The sequence below is a fragment of the Streptomyces solicavernae genome (assembly GCF_029968095.1).
GTDB classification, from domain to species: Bacteria; Actinomycetota; Actinomycetes; order Streptomycetales; family Streptomycetaceae; genus Streptomyces; species Streptomyces solicavernae.
In genome coordinates, this window is sequence record NZ_JASCIR010000018.1 from 97,896 (window position 1) to 118,057 (window position 20,162).

The 20,162-nt window shown below is 72.1% G+C and carries 17 protein-coding genes; 12 read left to right on the forward strand and 5 right to left on the reverse strand.

Going from position 1 to position 20,162, the window contains the following annotated elements; translation table 11 throughout:
• The first annotated feature begins 142 nt into the window (after positions 1-142).
• The 4 genes from QIS99_RS20825 (at position 143) to QIS99_RS20840 (ending at position 5,913) form a co-directional block, all read left to right on the forward strand.
• Complete coding sequence (locus tag QIS99_RS20825) at positions 143-3,385, forward strand: S41 family peptidase (RefSeq protein ID WP_282515078.1); 3,243 nt, start codon at positions 143-145, stop codon at positions 3,383-3,385.
• A gap of 212 nt (positions 3,386-3,597) precedes the next feature.
• A complete protein-coding gene (locus tag QIS99_RS20830; protein ID WP_282515079.1) occupies positions 3,598-3,951 on the forward strand; it encodes a histidine triad nucleotide-binding protein in 354 nt (117 codons plus the stop codon).
• Positions 3,952-3,982: 31 nt separating this feature from the next.
• Positions 3,983-4,891, forward strand: a complete 909-nt coding sequence (locus QIS99_RS20835) for a ribonuclease Z (protein WP_282515080.1) — start codon at positions 3,983-3,985, stop codon at positions 4,889-4,891.
• Positions 4,892-4,914: 23 nt separating this feature from the next.
• A complete protein-coding gene (locus tag QIS99_RS20840; protein ID WP_282515081.1) occupies positions 4,915-5,913 on the forward strand; it encodes an adenosine deaminase in 999 nt (332 codons plus the stop codon).
• An 11-nt stretch (positions 5,914-5,924) separates the two neighbouring features.
• Here QIS99_RS20840 and QIS99_RS20845 read toward each other — a convergent pair whose 3' ends face one another.
• Positions 5,925-7,223: a family 4 glycosyl hydrolase gene (locus tag QIS99_RS20845; protein WP_282515082.1), complete on the reverse strand. Its 1,299-nt coding sequence runs from the start codon at positions 7,221-7,223 to the stop codon at positions 5,925-5,927.
• Positions 7,224-7,360: 137 nt separating this feature from the next.
• Between QIS99_RS20845 and QIS99_RS20850 the strand changes: the two genes are divergently transcribed.
• The 7 genes from QIS99_RS20850 (at position 7,361) to QIS99_RS20880 (ending at position 13,768) form a co-directional block, all read left to right on the forward strand.
• A complete protein-coding gene (locus QIS99_RS20850) occupies positions 7,361-8,467 on the forward strand; it encodes a carbohydrate kinase family protein (protein WP_282515118.1) in 1,107 nt (368 codons plus the stop codon).
• A gap of 159 nt (positions 8,468-8,626) precedes the next feature.
• A complete protein-coding gene (locus QIS99_RS20855; RefSeq protein ID WP_282515083.1) occupies positions 8,627-9,685 on the forward strand; it encodes a PhoH family protein in 1,059 nt (352 codons plus the stop codon).
• Between the two features lie 13 nt (positions 9,686-9,698).
• A complete protein-coding gene (ybeY, locus tag QIS99_RS20860; RefSeq protein ID WP_282515084.1) occupies positions 9,699-10,202 on the forward strand; it encodes an rRNA maturation RNase YbeY in 504 nt (167 codons plus the stop codon).
• Positions 10,199-11,491 (forward strand): hemolysin family protein, encoded by a 1,293-nt coding sequence (locus QIS99_RS20865; RefSeq protein WP_282515085.1) that lies wholly within the window; start codon positions 10,199-10,201, stop codon positions 11,489-11,491. Before ybeY ends, QIS99_RS20865 begins: the two co-directional genes overlap by 4 nt.
• Before the next feature lie 96 nt (positions 11,492-11,587).
• Positions 11,588-11,938 carry a cytidine deaminase gene (locus QIS99_RS20870; protein WP_282515086.1) on the forward strand — a complete coding sequence of 117 codons (351 nt, stop codon included), beginning with the start codon at positions 11,588-11,590 and terminating at the stop codon, positions 11,936-11,938.
• 216 nt (positions 11,939-12,154) lie between these two features.
• Entirely contained in the window at positions 12,155-12,655 is a 501-nt protein-coding gene (locus tag QIS99_RS20875; protein ID WP_282515087.1) for a hypothetical protein, read from the forward strand.
• A 96-nt stretch (positions 12,656-12,751) separates the two neighbouring features.
• Positions 12,752-13,768 (forward strand): GTPase Era, encoded by a 1,017-nt coding sequence (locus tag QIS99_RS20880; protein WP_282515088.1) that lies wholly within the window; start codon positions 12,752-12,754, stop codon positions 13,766-13,768.
• A 27-nt stretch (positions 13,769-13,795) separates the two neighbouring features.
• Here QIS99_RS20880 and QIS99_RS20885 read toward each other — a convergent pair whose 3' ends face one another.
• From QIS99_RS20885 to QIS99_RS20900, 4 genes are all read right to left on the reverse strand, one after another.
• Positions 13,796-15,067: an MFS transporter gene (locus QIS99_RS20885; RefSeq protein ID WP_282515089.1), complete on the reverse strand. Its 1,272-nt coding sequence runs from the start codon at positions 15,065-15,067 to the stop codon at positions 13,796-13,798.
• Positions 15,064-16,476, reverse strand: a complete 1,413-nt coding sequence (locus QIS99_RS20890; protein WP_282515090.1) for a GH1 family beta-glucosidase — start codon at positions 16,474-16,476, stop codon at positions 15,064-15,066. Before QIS99_RS20890 ends, QIS99_RS20885 begins: the two co-directional genes overlap by 4 nt.
• Before the next feature lie 172 nt (positions 16,477-16,648).
• On the reverse strand, positions 16,649-16,915 hold the full coding sequence (locus QIS99_RS20895; RefSeq protein ID WP_282515091.1) for a protealysin inhibitor emfourin: 267 nt from the start codon (positions 16,913-16,915) through the stop codon (positions 16,649-16,651).
• A gap of 38 nt (positions 16,916-16,953) precedes the next feature.
• Complete coding sequence (locus QIS99_RS20900; RefSeq protein WP_282515092.1) at positions 16,954-18,021, reverse strand: M4 family metallopeptidase; 1,068 nt, start codon at positions 18,019-18,021, stop codon at positions 16,954-16,956.
• Positions 18,022-18,316: 295 nt separating this feature from the next.
• On the opposite strand from QIS99_RS20900, the gene leuA reads away from it, so the two are divergent.
• Positions 18,317-20,044 carry a 2-isopropylmalate synthase gene (gene leuA, locus QIS99_RS20905; protein WP_282515093.1) on the forward strand — a complete coding sequence of 576 codons (1,728 nt, stop codon included), beginning with the start codon at positions 18,317-18,319 and terminating at the stop codon, positions 20,042-20,044.
• Positions 20,045-20,162: the final 118 nt, after the last annotated feature.

Here is a 20,162-nt window from a genome sequence, read left to right on the forward strand (position 1 = left end):
CCGTAGGACGACAGGCACCCGCCCCGCAGGGGGACAGCCGACAGGCACCCGCCCCGCAGAGGGATACCGCTCACGACCGCGCGCTCCGGCCAAGTGATCCAAACACCCCCCGCCCGCGGCGCGAGCTGCATACGCTGACCGGGTGACGCAGCCTGCCTACCTCCGGTTCCCGCATGTTCAGGGCGACTTGGTCGCCTTCGTCGCCGAGGACGACGTCTGGGTCGCCCCGCTCGACGGTGGGCGCGCCTGGCGCGTCAGTGCGGACAACATGCCCGTCGACCACCCGCGGATCTCGCCCGACGGCACCCGGGTCGCCTGGACCTCCACCCGCGACGGCGCGCCCGAGGTGCACGTCGCGCCCGTCGACGGCGGGCCCGCCGAGCGGCTCACGCACTGGGGGAATTGGAAGACCTCCGTGCGCGGCTGGACCCCCGACGGGCAGGTCCTCGCGATCACCACCGAGGGCCAGGCCTCCCTGCGCCGCAGCTGGGCCCGCGCCGTGCCGCTCGACGGCGGACCCGCGCCCACGCTGCCGTACGGTCCGGTCGGTGACCTCGCCTTCGGGTCCGGCGGCGAAGTGCTGCTGCAGACCGTCACGATGGGCCGCGAGGCCGCGTACTGGAAGCGGTACCGGGGCGGTACGGCGGGCAAGCTGTGGATCGACCGGGCGGGGGACGGCGAGTTCGTCCGCGTGCACGAGGGCCTGGACGGGAACATCGAGTACCCGATGTGGGCGGGGGAGAGGATCGGGTTCCTGTCCGATCATGAAGGCTCCGGCGCCGTCTACTCCTCGCTGCCCGACGGGAGCGACCTGCGGCGGCACAGCCCTCTTGACCAGTTCTACGCCCGGCACGCCGCCACCGACGGCCGGCGCGTCGTCTACACCGCCTCCGGCGAACTCTGGCTCCTCGACGACCTCGACGACCTCGACGACCTCGACGACCTCAACGACCACTCCGCCGCCGAACCCCGCCGCCTCGACATCCGCCTCGGCGGCCAGCGCACCGACCTGCAGCCGCACCCCGTCCGCCCCGAGCGGAACCTCGGCGCCGCCGCCCCCGACCACACCGGCCGCGGCAGCGCCGTCTCCGTGCGCGGCACCGTGCACTGGGTGACGCACCGCGACGGCCCGGCCCGCACCCTCGCCGCCGAGCCGGGCGTACGGGCCCGGCTGCCGCGCACCTTCCGGGTGGAGGGCGAGGAGCATGTGGTGTGGGTGACGGACGCGGAGGGGGACGACGCCCTGGAGTTCTCGCCCGCCACCGGGGTCGCGCCCGGCGGGTCCGTACGGCGGGTCGGCGCCGGGCAGTTGGGGCGGGTGCTGTCCCTCGCCATGGCGCCCGACGGCAGCCGAGCCGCCGTCGCCTCGCACGACGGCCGGATCCTGCTCGTCGAGCGCGCCTCCGGGGAAGTCCGGGAGGTCGACCGCAGCGAGCACGGCGAGGCGTCCGGGCTCGTCTTCTCGCCCGACTCCGGCTGGCTCGCCTGGTCCCACCCCGGCCCCTCCCCGCTGCGGCAGCTCAAGCTCGCCAACACCGCCGACCTCACCGTCTCCGAGGCGACCCCGCTGCGCTTCTGCGACTACGCGCCCGCGTTCACCCTCGACGGCCGGCATCTCGCGTTCCTCTCCGAGCGCTCCTTCGACCCGGTCTACGACGTGCACGTCTTCGACCTGGCCTTCGTCGGCGCCTGCCGCCCGCACCTCATCACCCTGTCCGCGACGACGCCCTCGCCCTTCGGGCCGCAGCGGCACGGCCGGCCCTTCGAGACCGGCGAGAAGTCCGGCGAGGTGCAGGGCGGCGACGACGCCCCCACCACCCGTATCGACCTCGACGGGCTCGCCGACCGGATCGTGCCGTTCCCCGTCGAGGCCGCCCGCTACTCGGCACTCCGCGCCGCCAAGGACGGCGTGCTGTGGCTGCGCCACCCCGTCCGCGGCGCCCTCGGCGCCAACCGCGCAGGCCTCGACGACCCGGGCCCGCACACCACGCTCGAACGGTACGACCTGGCCCAGCGCCGCATCGAGGAACTGCACTCCGACACCGACCAGTTCGGCGTCAGCGGCGACGGCAAGCGGGTCCTGCTGCGCAGCGGCGACCAGCTGAAGGTCGTCCCCAGCGACCGCCGCGCCCCCGCCGACGACGACGGCGACAGCCACATCACCGTCGACCTGTCCCGTATCCGCCAGACCGTCGACCCCGTCGCCGAGTGGCGGCAGATGTTCGACGAGACCGGCCGCCTCATGCGCGACCACTTCTGGCGCGCCGACATGGGCGGCGTCGACTGGGCCGCCGCCTGCGCGCGCTACCGCCCCGTCGTCGACCGCCTCGCCACCCACGACGACCTCGTCGACCTGCTCTACGAACTCCACGGCGAACTCGGCACCTCCCACGCCTACGTCAGCGGACCCGGCGGGTACGGCGGCTCCGACACCCGCCAAGGACTGCTCGGCGCGGACATCTCCCGGCACCAGGACGGCAGTTGGCGCGTCGACCGCGTCCTCGCCTCCGAGACGTCCGACCCGCACGCCCGCTCCCCGCTCGCCGCACCCGGCGTCGCGGTACGCGCGGGGGACGCGCTGCTCGCGGTCGACGGGCGGCCCGTCGACCCGGTGACCGGCCCCGGGCCGCTGCTCGTGGGCGCCGCCGGGCGGCCGGTCGAGCTGACCGTCTCCCCGTCCGGCGGCGGCGATCCACGGCACGCGGTGGTCGTACCGATCGACGACGAGGAGCCGCTGCGGTACCACGCGTGGGTCGCGGACCGGCGGGCGTATGTGCACGAGAAGTCCGAGGGGCGCCTCGGCTACCTCCACGTACCCGACATGCAGGCGCCCGGCTGGGCCCAGATCCACCGCGACCTGCGGGTTGAGGTGGCCAAGGACGGCCTGGTCGTCGACGTACGCGAGAACCGCGGCGGGCACACCTCGCAGCTCGTCGTGGAGAAGCTGGCCCGGCGCATCGTCGGCTGGGACCTGCCGCGCGGCGCGGCGCCCTTCAGCTACCCGCTCGACGCGCCGCGCGGGCCCGTGATCGCCGTCGCCAACGAGTTCTCCGGCTCCGACGGGGACATCGTCAACGCCGCGATCAAGGCCCTCGGCATCGGGCCCGTGGTGGGTACGCGGACCTGGGGCGGCGTCGTCGGCATCGACAGCCGCTACCGCCTGGTCGACGGGACCCTTGTCACGCAGCCCAAGTACGCGATCTGGCTTGAGGGGTACGGGTGGTCGGTGGAGAACCACGGCGTCGACCCGGACGTGGAGGTCGTCACGGCACCCCAGGACTACGCGGCGGGGCGGGACCCTCAGCTGGACGAGGCGGTCCGGATGGCACTGGCGGTGCTGACGGAGAACCCGGCGAAGGTGCCCCCGGAGCTGCCGCCCCTGTAACCCCCAGGGGGCTCCGCCCCCGCCCCCCCCGCTCCTCAATCGCCGGAGGGCTTTCCTCGCGCCGTCGGTCATCTTTCCGCGCCGCCGTGGCTGGTCGCGCAGTTCCCCGCGCCCCTGAAAGACCCGCCCCACAGAAGGGGCGGGGTGGGGAAAAGATCGCCGGATACCATCGCCGTACGCACTTGAGACGCCGAAGGACCGAGGAGCTCCCCATGGCCGGTGAGGCACAAGCCGACTGCCTGTTCTGCAAGATCATCGCAGGCGAGGTGCCCGCAACCGTCGTACGCGAGACCGACACCACGTACGCCTTCCGCGACATCAACCCCCAGGCCCCCACGCACATCCTGGTCATCCCCAAGGTCCACTACCGGGACGCCGCCACCCTCGCCGCCGTCGAACCGCAGATCACCGCCGACCTGCTGCGCGAGGCCGGAGAAGTCGCCGCGGACGAGAAGCTGGAGAGCTACCGGCTGGTGTTCAACACCGGCAGCGGCGCCGGCCAGACCGTGTTCCACGCGCACGCCCACATCCTCGGCGGCCGCGGCATGCAGTGGCCCCCCGGATAGCGGCAGCGACAGCAGAGACCGGTAACCCACCTTGTCCGCACGGGAATTCGTCGTCCTCGGCACCGCCAGCCAGGTGCCGACACGGCACCGCAACCACAACGGCTACCTGCTGCGCTGGGACGGCCAGGGCATCCTCTTCGACCCCGGCGAGGGCACCCAGCGGCAGATGCTGCGCGCCGGTGTCTCCGCGCACGACATCGACCGGATCTGCGTCACCCACTTCCACGGCGACCACTCCCTCGGCCTCGCCGGCGTGATCCAGCGCATCAACCTCGACCGGGTGCCGCACGAGGTCACCGCCCACTACCCGCGCTCCGGCCGGCACTTCTTCGACCGCCTCCGGTACGCCACCGCGTACCGCGAGACCGTCCGGCTGACCGAGGCCCCGGTCGCCGCCGACGGCGTGCTCGCCACCACGCCCGCGTACACCCTCGAAGCGCGCCGCCTCTCGCACCCGGTGGAGTCCTTCGGCTACCGGCTCGTCGAGCCCGACGGGCGCCGCATGCGGCCCGAACTCCTCGCCGGGCACGGCATCGAGGGGCCGGACGTGGGCGTGCTGCAGCGCGCGGGCGAGCTGCGCGGGGTGCGGATCGAAGACGTCAGCGAGGTGCGGCGCGGGCAGCGGTTCGCGTTCGTCATGGACACCCGCCTCTGCGACGGCGTGTACGCCCTCGCCGAGGGCTGCGACCTGCTCGTCATCGAGTCGACCTTCCTCGACGAGGACAAACAACTCGCCCGCGAACACGGCCACTTGACGTCCGGCCAGGCCGCGACGGTGGCGCGGGACGCGGGCGTGCGGCACCTGGTCCTCACTCACTTCTCGCAGCGGTACGCGGACCCGCAGGAATTCGCCCGGCAGGCGCGCGCCGCCGGATTCACGGGCGAACTGACCGTCGCGGCCGACCTGTCGACCGTCCCCATGCCCAAACGGAACCCCTGAACCAGCACCCTGAAAGTACGCCCATGCCCACGCACCTGCCCAAGGCCGAACTCCACCTCCACATCGAAGGCACCCTCGAACCCGAGCTGGCCTTCGCGCTCGCCGCCCGCAACGGCGTCGAACTGCCCTACGCCGACACCGAGGAGCTGCGCCGCGCGTACCTCTTCGAGGACCTGCAGTCCTTCCTCGACCTGTACTACGGCCTGATGGCGGTCCTGCACACCGAGGCCGACTTCGAGGAGCTCGCCGACGCCTATCTCGCGCGCGCCGCCGAACAGGGCGTACGACACGCGGAGATCTTCTTCGACCCGCAGGCGCACACCGCGCGCGGCGTCGCCCTCGGCACCGTCGTCGAGGGCCTGGGCCGCGCCCTGGACCGCAGCCGGGAGCGGTACGGGATCTCCACCCGCCTCATCATGTGCTTCCTGCGCGACGAGTCCGCCGAGTCGGCCCTCGCGACCCTTGAGGCCGCGAAGCCGCATCTGCACCGGATCACCGGCGTCGGCCTCGACTCGGCGGAAGCCGGCCACCCGCCCGCCAAGTTCCGCGAGGTGTACGAGGCGGCCGCCGCGCTCGGCCTGCGCCGGGTCGCGCACGCGGGGGAGGAGGGGCCCGCGGCGTACGTCACTGAGGCCCTGGACGTCCTCGGCGTGGAGCGGATCGACCACGGGCTGCGGTGCATGGAGGACGCCTCGCTGGTCGAGCGCCTGGTGCGGGACCGCATCCCGCTCACCCTGTGCCCGCTGTCCAACGTGCGGCTGCGGGCCGTCGACGTCCTGGAGGACCACCCGCTGCCGCGGATGATGGCGGCCGGATTGCTGTGCACGGTCAACTCGGACGATCCGTCGTACTTCGGCGGGTATGTGGGGGACACGTTCCACGCGGTGCACGAGGCGCTGGGCCTGGACCGCGAGCAGCTGCGGGAGCTGGCCCGGAACTCGTTCCTCGCGTCCTTCCTGGAGGACGAGGAGGCGCTGCGCGAGCGCTACCTGGCTGAAGTCGAGGCGTACGAGTTCGACTGAGGCAGGTCCGGTCAAGCCTCGGCCGAGACGGCGCTCAGGATCCTCGCCGCCACCGCAGGTGAGTCCACCAGCGGGTGCAACGCCAGGGCACGGAGCGCCGCGTCCCGGTCCTTGAAGAGCGCCGCCTCCACCGTCGCCCGCTCCACCGCCTTCAGTTGGAGCATGAGCCCCAGTTCGGCCTCCCCCAGGGGCGCACCCCGCAACGGACGCGCCCCCCGCGCATCCACCTCGCACACCGTCTCCACGATCGCGTCGGCGGGAAGCGCCGGCACCGTCCCGCCGTTGCGGACGTTCAGGATCAACCGGGTGCCCGCGCCGGAGGCGATCGCGCGCATCAGGGCGAGCGCCACCCGGTCGTAGCCGCCGCCGTCCAGATCGCAGGAGTCCCGCTGCCAGCCGCCGCTCGCCGCGCGGCTGTCCGCCATGTACGTCTCCTCGCGCTCCAGGCGCGTCGCCTCCCACAACTCGCGTGCCCGCTGAGGGTGTTCGGCCGCGCGGGCGAAGAACTCGCCCTGCTGGTGGTCCAGGAACTCGCCGCGCGTCTCGTCGGCGGCGCGCACCGCGTCCAGGGTCTCGCGCCGGAAGTAGTAGTAGTGCAGGTACTCGTTGGGGATCGAGCCGAGCGCGCGCAGCCACTCCGCGCCGAAGAGCTTCCCCTCCTCGAAGGAGCCGAGCGCCGCGGAGTCCGCGAGCAGCCCGGGCAGCAGGTCACGCCCGTCCGGAGCCGTCAACGACCGCAGCCAGCCGAGGTGGTTGAGACCCACATAGTCGTACGCGACCGCGTCCGGGTCGGCGCCCGCCGCCCGCGCCGCCCGCCGCACCAGGCCGACCGGGGAGTCGCAGATGCCGATGACCCGGTCCCCGAGCACCGAGGCCATCGCCTCCGTGACCGTGCCCGCCGGGTTGGTGAAGTTGATCACCCACGCCTCCGGCGCCACCGCCGCCACCCGCTCCGCGATGCGCACCGCGACCGGCACCGTGCGCAGCCCGTACAGGACCCCGCCCGCGCCGACCGTCTCCTGCCCGAGCACACCCTCCGCGAGCGGCAGCCGCTCGTCCCTGACCCGGCCCGCGGTGCCGCCGACCCGGATCGCGGAGAACACGAAGTCCGCGCCGCGCAGCGCGTCGTCGAGCCCGTCGGCCACCCGCACGCGCGGGCCCGGCGGCAGCCCCGCCAGGACCGAGCGGATCACGCCGAGCCGCACCGGATCCGTGTCGTACAGGGTGAGTTCCGTGATCTCGCTGCCCGCCAGGGCGCCGTACACGAGAGGGACCCGGAATCCGCCGCCACCGAGAATCGTCAGCCTCATGCGGCGGAAGCTACCCCATGCACCGGCTTTCCGGCCGAGCCGGCCGGCGTTGATGCACACTGGCCTGGCCTGCACGCATCATGTACGGGGAGCGCACAGTGAGTTTCGACGAACAGACCGCGTACGGCGGCCGTGGCCTGCCGCCCGGGACGGCCCGGTTCGACCACACGACCTGCCTCGACCCGCTCGCGGCCCTGCGCACCCCCGACGACCCGGCGTGCGACGTGTTCCTCACCGGCACCGTCTTCCTCGACATCATCTTCACCGGCCTCGACTCGGCGCCCGTGCGCGGCACCGAGTCCTGGGCGCGCGGCATGGGGTCGAGCCCCGGCGGCGTCGCCAACATGGCCACCGCCCTGTCCCGGCTCGGCCTGCGCACCTCGCTCGCCGCGGCCTTCGGCGACGACCACTACGGCGAATACTGCTGGGACGCCCTGGAGAAGGGCGAGGGCATCGACCTGGCGCCGTCGCGCACCGTGCCCGGCTGGCACTCCCCGGTCACCGTGTCCCTCGCGTACGAGGGCGAGCGGACGATGATCTCGCACGGCCACGAGGCACCGCCGCCACGCGAACCGGCGCCGGAATCGCCGCCACGCGCGCGCGGGGCGGTCGCCTCCCTGGCGCCGGGCACGAGCGAGGACTGGGTCGCGACCGCCGCCGCGCGCGGCACCCGGGTCTTCGCCGACGTCGGCTGGGACGACACCGGCTGCTGGGACCTCGCCGCCCTGCCCGACCTGCGGCACTGCGAGGCGTTCCTGCCGAACGCCGAGGAGGCCATGCGCTACACCCGCACGTCCTGCCCGCGCGCCGCGGCCCGCGCGCTCACCGAGCACGTGCCGCTCGCCGTCGTCACCCTCGGCGCCGAGGGCGCGTACGCGGTGGACGGGCGCACCGGCGAGACCGCCGAGGTGCCCGCGATCGAGGTGGCGGCGCTCGACCCGACCGGCGCGGGCGACGTGTTCGTCGCGGGCTTCGTCACCGGCACCCTGGCCGGCTGGCCGCTCGCCGACCGGCTCGCCTTCTCCGGCCTCACCGCCGCCCTCTCGGTGCAGGAGTTCGGCGGTTCGCTCTCGGCGCCCGGCTGGGTCGAGGTGGCCGCGTGGTGGCGGCATGTGCAGTCGTACGACGACCAGGAGCCGGCGGCGCTCAGGCGGTACGCGTTCCTCGACGCAATGCTGCCCGACGTGGTCCGGCCGTGGCCGCTGCGGCGGGCGGTGCCGACGATCGGGTTCGGCACCCGGTAGCGGGCCGTGCGAGGCCGGGAAACGGCGGGTGAGGGGCCGGCGAGCGTTCGAAAAACTTCTCGGTGTTGTCAGTGGCCCGACGTACTCTTGTAGCACCAGAAGCAGTCGCGCGGCGTCAGCCCCGCATCGAGGAGGACGAGCAGGCCACAGAGCCGGCCCATGACTCAGACACCGACAGCTCAGACCCCTGCGCAGGGTCAGGCACGAGCCCACTTCTCCGTACCGGCGAAGCACCCGATGGTGACCGTTCTGGGCTCGGGGGACGCCCTGCTGCGCGTGATCGAGAAGGCTTTCCCGGCGGCCGACATCCATGTCCGGGGCAACGAGATCAGCGCCGTGGGCGACGAGGCCGAAGTCGCCCTCATCCAGCGCCTGTTCGACGAGATGATGCTGGTGCTCCGCACCGGACAGCCGATGACGGAGGACGCAGTGGAACGCTCGATCGCCATGCTCAGGGCGGGCGAGAACGGCGAGGGCCCCGAGGAGACCCCGGCCGAGGTGCTCACCCAGAACATCCTCTCGTCCCGCGGCCGCACGATCCGCCCCAAGACGCTCAACCAGAAGCGGTACGTCGACGCGATCGACAAGCACACCGTCGTGTTCGGCATCGGCCCCGCCGGCACCGGCAAGACGTACCTCGCGATGGCCAAGGCCGTGCAGGCGCTGCAGTCCAAGCAGGTCAACCGCATCATCCTGACCCGCCCCGCCGTCGAGGCCGGCGAACGCCTCGGCTTCCTGCCCGGCACGCTCTACGAAAAGATCGACCCGTACCTGCGTCCGCTCTACGACGCGCTGCACGACATGCTCGACCCGGACTCGATCCCGCGGCTGATGGCTGCGGGGACCATTGAGGTCGCGCCGCTGGCGTACATGCGTGGCAGGACCTTGAATGACGCGTTCATCATTCTCGACGAGGCGCAGAACACCAGCCCCGAGCAGATGAAGATGTTCCTCACCCGCCTCGGGTTCGACTCGAAGATCGTCATCACCGGTGACGTCACGCAGGTCGACCTGCCCGGCGGCACCAAGTCCGGGCTGCGGCAGGTGCAGGACATCCTGGACGGCGTCGAGGACGTGCACTTCTCGCGGCTCACATCGCACGACGTGGTCCGGCACAAGTTGGTGGGCCGTATCGTCGACGCGTACGAGAAGTACGACAACGAGAACGGCACGGAGAACGGGACGAACAAGCCGCCCCGTCACCGACGCGGGAAGTAGCGAGAAAGCGCACATGGCGATCGACGTCAACAACGAGTCCGGCACCGAGGTCGACGAGCAGGCGGTCCTCGACATCGCCCGCTACGCGCTCGCGCGGATGCGTATCCACCCGCTCTCCGAGCTCTCGGTGATCGTCGTGGACACCGAGGCGATGGAGCAGCTGCACATCCAGTGGATGGACCTGCCGGGCCCGACGGACGTCATGTCCTTCCCGATGGACGAACTGCGCCCGCCGGGCCGGGACGACGATGTCGCGGAGCCCCCGCAGGGACTCCTCGGTGACATCGTGCTCTGCCCCGAGGTCGCCAAGCGGCAGGGCGAGGAGGCCGAGACGGGGCACTCCATGGACGAGGAGCTGCAGCTCCTCACCGTCCACGGCGTGCTCCACCTCCTCGGGTACGACCACGAGGAGCCGGACGAGAAGGCCGAGATGTTCGGCCTGCAGTCCGCGATCGTCGACGGCTGGCGCGCGGAGAAGGGCCTCACCGGTCCCTCCCCGGCGCCCACCGTGTCGTGAGCGCCTCCCTCGTTCTCGGCGCCGTCCTGCTGGTCGTCGTCGCGTGGCTCGCCTCCTGCGCGGAGGCGGGCCTCGCGCGTGTGACCAGCTTCCGCGCCGAGGAGGCGGTGCGCTCCGGGCGGCGCGGCAGCGCGAAGCTCGCGCAGGTCGCCGCCGATCCGACGCGGTATCTGAACCTGGCGCTGCTTGTCCGCGTCGGCTGCGAGATGGCCGCCGCGGCCCTCGTCACGTATGCGTGCCTGCAGGAGTTCCAGCGGACCTGGGAGGCGCTGGCCGTCGCGATCGGCGTGATGGTCCTCGTGTCGTACGTCGCGGTGGGGGTCTCGCCGCGCACCATCGGCCGCCAGCACCCGCTGAACACGGCGACGGCCGCCGCGTACGTGCTGCTGCCGCTCGCCCGGATCATGGGCCCGGTCCCGCCGCTCCTGATCCTCCTCGGCAACGCGCTCACCCCCGGCAAGGGCTTCAGGCGCGGCCCGTTCGCCTCCGAGGCGGAGTTGCGCGCGCTGGTCGACCTGGCCGAGAAGGAGTCCCTGATCGAGGACGAGGAGCGCCGCATGGTGCACTCCGTCTTCGAGCTCGGCGACACCCTCGTACGCGAAGTCATGGTCCCGCGCACCGACCTGATCGTGATCGAGCGCTACAAGACGATCCGGCAGGCCCTCACGCTCGCCCTGCGCTCCGGTTTCTCGCGCATCCCGGTCACCGGGGAGAGCGAGGACGACGTGGTCGGGATCGTGTATCTGAAGGACCTGGCGCGCAAGACGCACATCAGCCGGGACGCCGAGTCGGAGCTGGTGTCCACGGCGATGCGCCCGGCGTCGTTCGTGCCGGACACGAAGAACGCCGGTGACCTGCTGCGTGAGATGCAGCAGGAGCGCAACCACGTCGCGGTCGTCATCGACGAGTACGGCGGCACGGCCGGCATCGTCACGATCGAGGACATCCTGGAGGAGATCGTCGGCGAGATCACCGACGAGTACGACCGGGAACTCCCGCCCGTGGAACCCCTCGGCGACGCCACCTACCGGGTCACGGCCCGGCTCGACATCGGCGACCTCGGCGAGCTGTACGGCATCGAGGAGTTCGACGACGAGGACGTGGAGACGGTCGGGGGGCTGCTTGCGAAGGCCCTTGGGCGGGTGCCGATCGCGGGGGCGTCGACGGTTGTGGAGCTGCCGGACGGGCGGGGGCTGCGGCTCACCGCGGAGGCGGCGGCGGGACGGCGGAACCGGATCGCCACGGTGCTGGTCGAGCCGGCGGCGCCGGCTCCGCCGGACAGGCCCTAGGTCCCACACCGTCGACTCGGGCACCGTCGATCGCCCTCCGGGCTCGTCCTCAAACGCCGGACGGGCTGGATTTGCCGCCCCCGTATGCTCGGGTCCATGAGCGAAAACGCCCTCGGTCCCGAGGACCGCAAGATCGTCACCCTCGCCCGTTCCGCCCGGGCCCGCAACGGAGTGCCGGAGGGCGCTGCCGTGCGGGACGAGACGGGCCGTACGTACGTCGCCGGCAGCGTCGACCTCGACTCGCTGAAGCTGAGCGCGCTGCGCACCGCCGTCGCGATGGCCGTGGCCAGCGGGGCCAAGTCCCTGGAGGCGGCGGCCGTCGTCAGCGAGGCCGGGGCGGTCTCCGACGAGGACCGCGCGGCCGTGCGCGACCTGGGCGGCGCCCAGACGCCGGTGCTGCTTGCCGGGCTCGACGGCGAGGTCGTCGTGACGGTCAGCGCGGGCTGAACAGCTGCCGATGCGGAGGGCGGCCGGTTTCCGGCCGCCCTCCGCCGTGTTCTCGCCAAAGCCGAGCCGAAGCTGAACAGTCTTCCCAAGTCACCGAAGAATCAAGGGGCTTGGCCTTGTCATCACAGGCCACCCGCGCCTCAATGTCCTATGCGCGCGCACCGCACCTGACCAGCTCACCCCACGAGCACTCCCCACGAACGGGAAGGTGAACCGATGAAGCGCAGCACCAGCACCAGCACCCGCACCAGCAGGGGCAGAACCCTGGGTGTCGCACTCGCCACGGGCTCCCTCGCCCTCGCCGGTTTCGTCCTGGCACCCGGCGCCGCCGCCGTCGCGCCCGGCGAGGCCACCACGCAGGCCGACTGCGGCATCTACGGCAGCGGAGGGGTCACCCTGACCGCGACCCAGAGCGGCACGACCGGCACCATCACCGTCACCTCGTCGGAGATCACTACGCCCGTGGCCGTCGGGGCGAACACGGTCGAGTCGACCCTCACCCTGACCAAGGCCGACGGCTCCACCGCGACGTTCACCGGCAAGAGCAACCCGGCGATGGAGGCCGGCGGCGGGGTCGACTCCGGGCCGCTGACCGGGACCGTCGCCTCCGGTGACTCCCTCGACCACCCGGGCTCCCTCCAGCTGGTGGTCTCGGGCATCACCGTGACCTGCAACTCCACCGCAGCGCTCGCGCCCGGACCGTTCGTCTTCGACTGACCGGCAGCGCACCGAAGGGACCGGCCGGCCGGGTCATGAGGCCCGGCCGGCCGGGTCATGAGGCCCGGTCGGCCGGGGGTCCCCGCATCGGGGACAATGGTCGCCATGAGCGCACCTTCCCCGGCCGAGTCCGAGCCCCAGGCCACCGACCACCGCGCGGGCTTCGCCTGCTTCGTCGGGCGGCCGAACGCGGGCAAGTCGACCCTGACCAACGCCCTCGTCGGTACGAAGGTCGCCATCACCTCCAACCGCCCGCAGACCACCCGGCACACGGTCCGCGGCATCGTGCACCGCCCGGACGCGCAGCTGATCCTGGTCGACACCCCGGGCCTGCACAAGCCGCGCACCCTGCTCGGCGAGCGGCTCAACGACGTGGTCCGTACGACCTGGGCCGAGGTCGACGTGATCGGTTTCTGCCTGCCGGCCAACGAGAAGCTGGGCCCCGGCGACCGGTTCATCGCCAAGGAACTCGCGTCCATCAAGAAGACTCCGAAGATCGCCATCGTCACCAAGACCGACCTGGTCGACTCCAAGCAGCTCGCCGAGCAGCTCATCGCGATCGACCAGCTCGGCAAGGAGCTCGGCATGGAGTGGGCCGAGATCGTGCCCGTATCGGCGGTCGGTGCAGAAGAAGGGGCGGGACGCAGTCCCTCGGGCAAGGGTGGTGGTGGGAGAGGGGCCGGCCAGGTGGACCTGCTGGCCGAGCTGATCACGCCGCTGCTGCCGAAGAGCCCGGCGCTGTACCCGGAGGGCGACCTCACGGACGAGCCGGAGCAGGTCATGGTGGCCGAGCTGATCCGCGAGGCCGCGCTCGAAGGCGTACGGGACGAGCTGCCGCACTCCATCGCCGTGGTCGTCGAGGAGATGCTGCCCCGCGAGGACCGCCCGGCGGACCGGCCGCTGCTCGACATCCACGCGTTCGTCTACATCGAGCGGCCCAGCCAGAAGGGCATCATCATCGGCCCCAAGGGCAAGCGGCTGAAGGAAGTCGGGATGAAGTCCCGCAAGCACATCGAGGCGTTGCTCGGGACGCCGGTCTTCCTCGACCTGCACGTCAAGGTGGCGAAGGACTGGCAGCGCGACCCCAAGCAGCTCAGGAAGCTCGGGTTCTGAGCCGCAGGCTGCTGAAGCGGGGACGCGTCAGCGCACCCCCTTGATCCGCCCCACAAGCACCGCCCCCGCCACCCCGATCCCCGCCGCCACCAGGTAGAGCACCCGGTACCCGCCCACCGCCACCACTGTCGCCGCCAGTGCCGGGGCGGCGACCTGGGGCAGGGAGTTGGCGATGTTGATCACGCCGAGGTCCTTGCCGCGGTCGGCGGCGCGCGGCAGTACGTCCGTCATCAGCGCGAAGTCGACCGAGGTGAACACCCCGAACGCCAGACCCAGGACGACCGCCGCGACGACCGCGCCCGGCCAGGTCTGCCAGACCGCGAGCAGCCCGGTGGCCGCCGCCATCAGCAGCCCCGACCAGAGAACGAACGGCTTGCGGCGCCCGACCCGGTCCGACCAGGCACCGCCGGCCACGACCGTGGCGAGCATGGTGACGCCGTTGACCGCCGTGAGGATCAGCACGCCCTGCTCCGGGTCCGGGTGACGGAGCCGGTCGCGCAGGTAGTACAAGAGATAGAGCAGGACCAGCGTGTTGCCCAGGTTGATCAGGAACCGGGTGAGCCACGCCCAGGCCAGGTCCGGGTGGCGGCGCGGGCTGATCCAGAAGCCGCGCAGGAACGGCCCCCACGCGAACGCAGGACGTTCCTCCGCCGGAAGCCGCGGCTCGCGGTGCAGCAGGACGTACGGCAGGACACCGAGAGCAGTGAACAGCGCGCACGCCGCGTAGCCCGCGAAGACGCCGCCGACGGCGGTGGCGAGGGCCGTGCCGAGGACCACGCCGAGGAGCTGCGTGGTGCCCAACCAGCCGCCGACCGAGCCGCGTTGGAGTCGCGGCACCCGGTCCGGCACGGCCGCCGTGACCGCGGCGAACGCGGCGTTCAGGGTGAGCTGGACCAGGCACCAGCCGAGCGCGAGCACCGCCACCGAGCCCGCCGCGCCGGTGACAAGGAGTGCCCCCGCCCCGCTCACCGCGCCCGCCGCGATCCACGGCGCGCGCCGCCCGAAGCGTCCCGTCGTGCGGTCCGAGACCGCGCCGAACAGCGGGTTCGCGGCGAGCGAGACGACCGCGCCCGCCCCGGTGACCCAGGCGAGGACGGTCTCCTTCGACGTGCCGGCCGGGGCGAGCTCGGCGGCCTGGAGGGCGAGCAGGATCTGCAGCGGCCCGTACCAGCCCACCCAGATCGCCCCGTTGGCCAGGCACAGCGCCGAGGTCCAGCCGCGGCCGACCCGGGTGACGGGTTCGGGCTCGGGTTCGGGTTCGGGCTCGGGCTCGGGCTCGGGTTCGGCGAGAGCGGTCACCGCTGGGCCCGGAGCGCCTCGCGCAGCCACGCGTACGACGCCTTCGGGGTGCGCTCCAGGGTGGCGTAGTCGACGTGGACGAGGCCGAACCGCTGCCGGTAGCCCTCCGCCCACTCGAAGTTGTCGAGCAGCGACCAGACGAAGTAGCCGCGTACGTCGACGCCCGCCGCCAACGCCCGGTGCAGGGAGCGCAGATGGCCGTCGAGGAAGGCGATGCGGTCCTGGTCGTCGAGTCCGTCGTACGAGCAGCCGTTCTCGGTGATCAGCAGGGGCGGGAGCCGGTCGCCGTACCGTTCACGGAGGGCGAGCAGCAGCTCGGTGAAGGCCTCGGGGACGACGGGCCAGCCGAAGGCGGTGCGCGGGTACCCCTCGATCTCCTGCGGCGCGAAGGGAAGTCCGGGCGGGATGGCCACGCCGGAGAACTCCTCGGGGCCGGTGCCGGCCGCGCCCACCCTGGTCGGCTGGTAGTAGTTGACGCCGTACCAGTCGAGGGGCGCGGAGATCACCTTCAGGTCGGCGTCGAGGCCGGGGGTGTCGAGGAGTTCGGCGATGCCGTCGGGGTAGCGGCCGAGGAGCAGCGGGTCGGCGAAGAGCCGGTTGAGGAGCAGGTCGTAGAAGTCGGCGGCCTCGCGGTCGGCGGGCTCGTCGGAGGCGGCCCAGGTCGGGCCGTGCGAGTTGGCGATGCCGAGGTGGTCCGCGCCCGCCGCGCGCAGCGCCTGGACGGCGAGGCCGTGGCCGAGCAGCTGGTGGTGGGCGACGGGCAGCGCGTCGAAGAGCAGCCGTTGCCCGGGCGCGTGGGCGCCGAGCGCGTGCCCGAGGAGGGTGTGCTCGGCGGGTTCGTTGAGGGTGATCCAGGTCGGCACCCGGTCCCCGATCCGCTCGGCGACCACGGCCGCGTACTGCGCGAACCGCTCGGCCGTGTCGCGGCGCCGCCAGCCGCCCGCCTCCTCCAGGACGAGCGGGGTGTCCCAGTGGAACAGCGTCGGCACGGGGCGTACGCCCGCCGCGCACAGCTCGTCCACGAGCCGGTCGTAGAAGTCCAGGCCCCGCTCGCTGACCCGGCCCGCGCCGGTGGGCTGCACCCGGGGCCAGGAGACGGAGAAGCGGTACGCGCCGACGCCGAGGCCGCGGATCAGGGCGACGTCCTCGCGGTACCGGTGGTAGTGGTCGCAGGCCACGTCGGCCGTCGAACCGTCCTTCACGCGGCCGGGCACGGCCGTGAAGGCGTCCCACACGGAGCGGCCGCGCAGGTCGGCGGCGCCCTCGATCTGGTGGGCGGAGGTGGAGACACCCCAGAGGAAGTCCCCGGGGAAGCGGGGGAGGGCGGTGCCGCTCGGGCCGGTGCCCGGGCCGGTGCTACTGCCGGTGCTCGTGCCGCTGTTCGTTCCGGTGCTCGCGCTGGCTGCCATGCGCGGGATCATGCGTAACCGTGAGTAAGGTGTCAACGGGTAGGGGCGGGCGGGTTGTTGGACTTCCCGCCCGCCCTTCCCGGAGGGTCCGGAACCGCCCTTCCCGGAGGGTCCGGAACCGCCCCTCCCGGAGGGCCCGGAACCGCCCCTCCCGGAGGGTCCGGAACCTGCCCTACGAGCCTTCCTTCAGGACCCTGGTGATCAGGTGGCGCTGCTCGTCCGTGAGCCGGGGGTCCGAGCAGTAGAAGGTGCGGTCGTCGACGGTGATCTGGTAGCAGAACCCGTCCGGCACTCCGACCGGAGGTTCGTCACTGCCTTCGGTCCGGGCCTGCTCGGCGAGGGTCCGCCAGGCCTCGGCGTCGGACAGGCCGGCCGTGTCGACCGAGGCGTCCCGCTCGATCCCGGCGAAGCCGCCCGTTCGTTTGACGTGGATGCGCATGGTTCCTGTCTACCCCCCGCGGCCGGTCCCCGCATGCCTTACGCGGTCGGCACCCCGACCTCGGACCAGGCCTTCACGACCGCCTCGTGTGCCTCGCCCCGGCCGTACCGCTCGGCGGCCTTGTCGATCGTGGCCTTGGCGAAGTCGGCGAAGGTGCAGTCCACCGCGAGCTCGCCGCCGGTCAGGACGTCGTACCAGATCTGGCCCGCGCGCTCCCGGGCGTGGCCGCCGAGGCGGGTGGCGAGGAGGTAGAAGGCGTGGTTGGGGATGCCGGAGTTGATGTGCACGCCGCCGTTGTCCTGCTCGGTGTCGACGTAGTCGTCCATGTGCGCCGGCTGCGGGTCCTTGCCGAGGACGTCGTCGTCGTACGCCGTGCCCGGGGCCTTCATGGAGCGCAGGGCGACGCCCTGGACGCCGGGGGCGAGCAGGCCCTCGCCGATCAGCCAGTCGGCCTGGTCGGCGGTCTGGCCGAGGGTGTGCTGCTTGACCAGCGAGCCGAACACGTCGGAGACGGACTCGTTGAGCGCGCCGGACTGGCCGGAGTAGGCGAGGTTCGCGGTGTACTGCGTGACGCCGTGGGTGAGCTCGTGCGCCATCACGTCGACGGGGATGGTGAAGTCGAGGAAGATCTCGCCGTCACCGTCGCCGAACACCATCTGCTTGCCGTCCCAGAAGGCGTTTCCGTACTTCTCGTCGTAGTGGACGGTCGCGATCAGCGGGAGGCCGTTGCCGTCGATGGAGTTGCGCTCGTAGCCCTTCAGGAACAGGTCGAAGGTGGCGCCGAGTCCGGCGTAGGCGCGGTTGACGGTGGCGTCCCGGCCGGGCTCCTCGCCCTCCGAGCGGACGATCGTGCCGGGCAGTTCCGTGCCGTTCTGCGCGTCGTGGATCGTGCGGTCCGGCTTCGCGTCGGCCGCTCGGGCGACGGTGGGGCGGACGGTGGCGGCGGCCGTGGTGAGGCGGCGGGAGCGGTTCGCCTCGTCCTGGAGCAGGGTGCGGCGGGCGGCCCCGGCGACGGCCGGGTTCTCGGCCTGCGAGAGCCGGTCGAGGAGGTGGGGCGGGACGATGGTGCAGTAGACGGGCGCGGAGCCCGGTCGCGTGAGGTCCATCCCTCCACCGTGGCATTCGGTGATCGTCGTGTCACTACCCGCTACGGGGTTTGACGAATTAGAGGTAATCGTCACGTTCAGGCCGTTACCTCACCCCGGTCCCGCATACTGATACGGGTCGACGCGCACCGGCAGGTCTCGGCTACTCTCCCTCTCATCATGCGTTTCGGGCTGCTTCTCCTTAGCTGCCGCGGCGAGGGCCTGTAGTCGTAGGCCGACCCCCTCCCCGCGGAGTCGAGTGGTGCACGCACGACCGTCGGCCGTCCCCCGCGGACCCCACGAGGAGCCCCACGCAATGCCGAACTTCCAGCAGCCCACCGCCATGCCGATCCACAAGTACCGCGGCTACGACGCGGTGGACATCGCGGACCGCACCTGGCCGGAGAACCGGATCACCAAGGCCCCCCGCTGGCTCTCCACCGACCTGCGCGACGGCAACCAGGCCCTGATCGACCCGATGTCGCCCGCCCGCAAGCGCGAGATGTTCGACCTGCTGGTACGCATGGGCTACAAGGAGATCGAGGTCGGCTTCCCCTCCTCCGGGCAGACGGACTTCGACTTCGTGCGCTCGATCATCGAAGAGGGCGCGATCCCGGACGACGTGACCATCTCCGTCCTGACGCAGGCCCGCGAGGAGCTGATCGAGCGGACCGTCGAGTCCCTGGTCGGCGCCAAGCGCGCCACCGTGCACCTGTACAACGCGACCGCCCCCGTCTGGCGCGAGGTCGTCTTCCGCGGCTCCCGCGAGCAGGTCAAGCAGATCGCCGTGGACGGCACGCGGCTGGTCATGGAGTACGCGGAGAAGCTGCTGGGCCCGGAGACCGTCTTCGGCTACCAGTACAGCCCGGAGATCTTCACCGACACCGAGCTGGACTTCGCCCTGGAGGTCTGCGAGGCCGTCTGCGACGAGTGGCAGCCCGGCCCGGACCGCGAGATCATCCTGAACCTGCCCGCCACGGTGGAGCGCTCGACCCCGTCGACGCACGCGGACCGCTTCGAGTGGATGGGCCGCAACCTGACCCGCCGCGAGTACGTGTGCCTGTCCGTGCACCCGCACAACGACCGCGGCACCGCCGTCGCCGCCGCCGAGCTGGCCGTGATGGCCGGCGCCGACCGCGTCGAGGGCTGCCTGTTCGGCCAGGGCGAGCGCACCGGCAACGTCGACCTGGTCACCCTGGGCATGAACCTGTTCTCGCAGGGCGTGGACCCCGAGATCGACTTCTCGGACATCGACGAGATCCGTCGCACGGCCGAGTACTGCAACCAGATGGAGGTCCACCCGCGCCACCCCTACGCGGGCGACCTGGTCTACACCGCCTTCTCCGGCTCCCACCAGGACGCCATCAAGAAGGGCTTCGAGTCGATGGACACGCGCGCCGAGGCCGCGGGCAGGACGGTCGACGACATCGAGTGGGCCGTGCCGTACCTGCCGATCGACCCGAAGGACGTCGGCCGCTCGTACGAGGCGGTCATCCGCGTCAACTCGCAGTCCGGCAAGGGCGGTATCGCGTACGTCCTGCAGAACGACCACAAGCTGGACCTGCCGCGCCGGATGCAGATCGAGTTCTCCAGGCTGATCCAGGCCAAGACCGACGCCGAGGGCGGCGAGGTCACACCGGGCGCGATCTGGGCCGCCTTCCAGGACGAGTACCTGCCGAACGAGGCCGACGCCGCGGCTCGATGGGGACGCATCCAGCTGCGCTCCGGGCAGACCACCACCGACAAGGACGGCGTGGACACCCTCACCGTCGACGCGGTCGTGGACGGCCGGGAGACCACCCTGACCGGCACCGGCAACGGTCCGATCTCGGCCTTCTTCGAGGCGCTGCAGGGCATCGGCATCGACGTACGCCTGCTGGACTACCAGGAGCACACGATGAGCGAGGGCGCCTCCGCGCAGGCCGCCTCGTACATCGAGTGCGCCATCGGCGACAAGGTCATGTGGGGCATCGGCATCGACGCCAACACCACGCGCGCCTCCCTGAAGGCGGTCGTCTCCGCGGTCAACCGCGCGGGCAGGTAAGGCTTTACGGGCCTCCTGAGGCCGTACGGGCCTGTGCGCTCGGGCCCCGCTCATCCGTCCGATGAGCGGGGCCATTTCCGTTCCGTACGTGTTCGCCGCCGACTGGTCTTGGCCATGT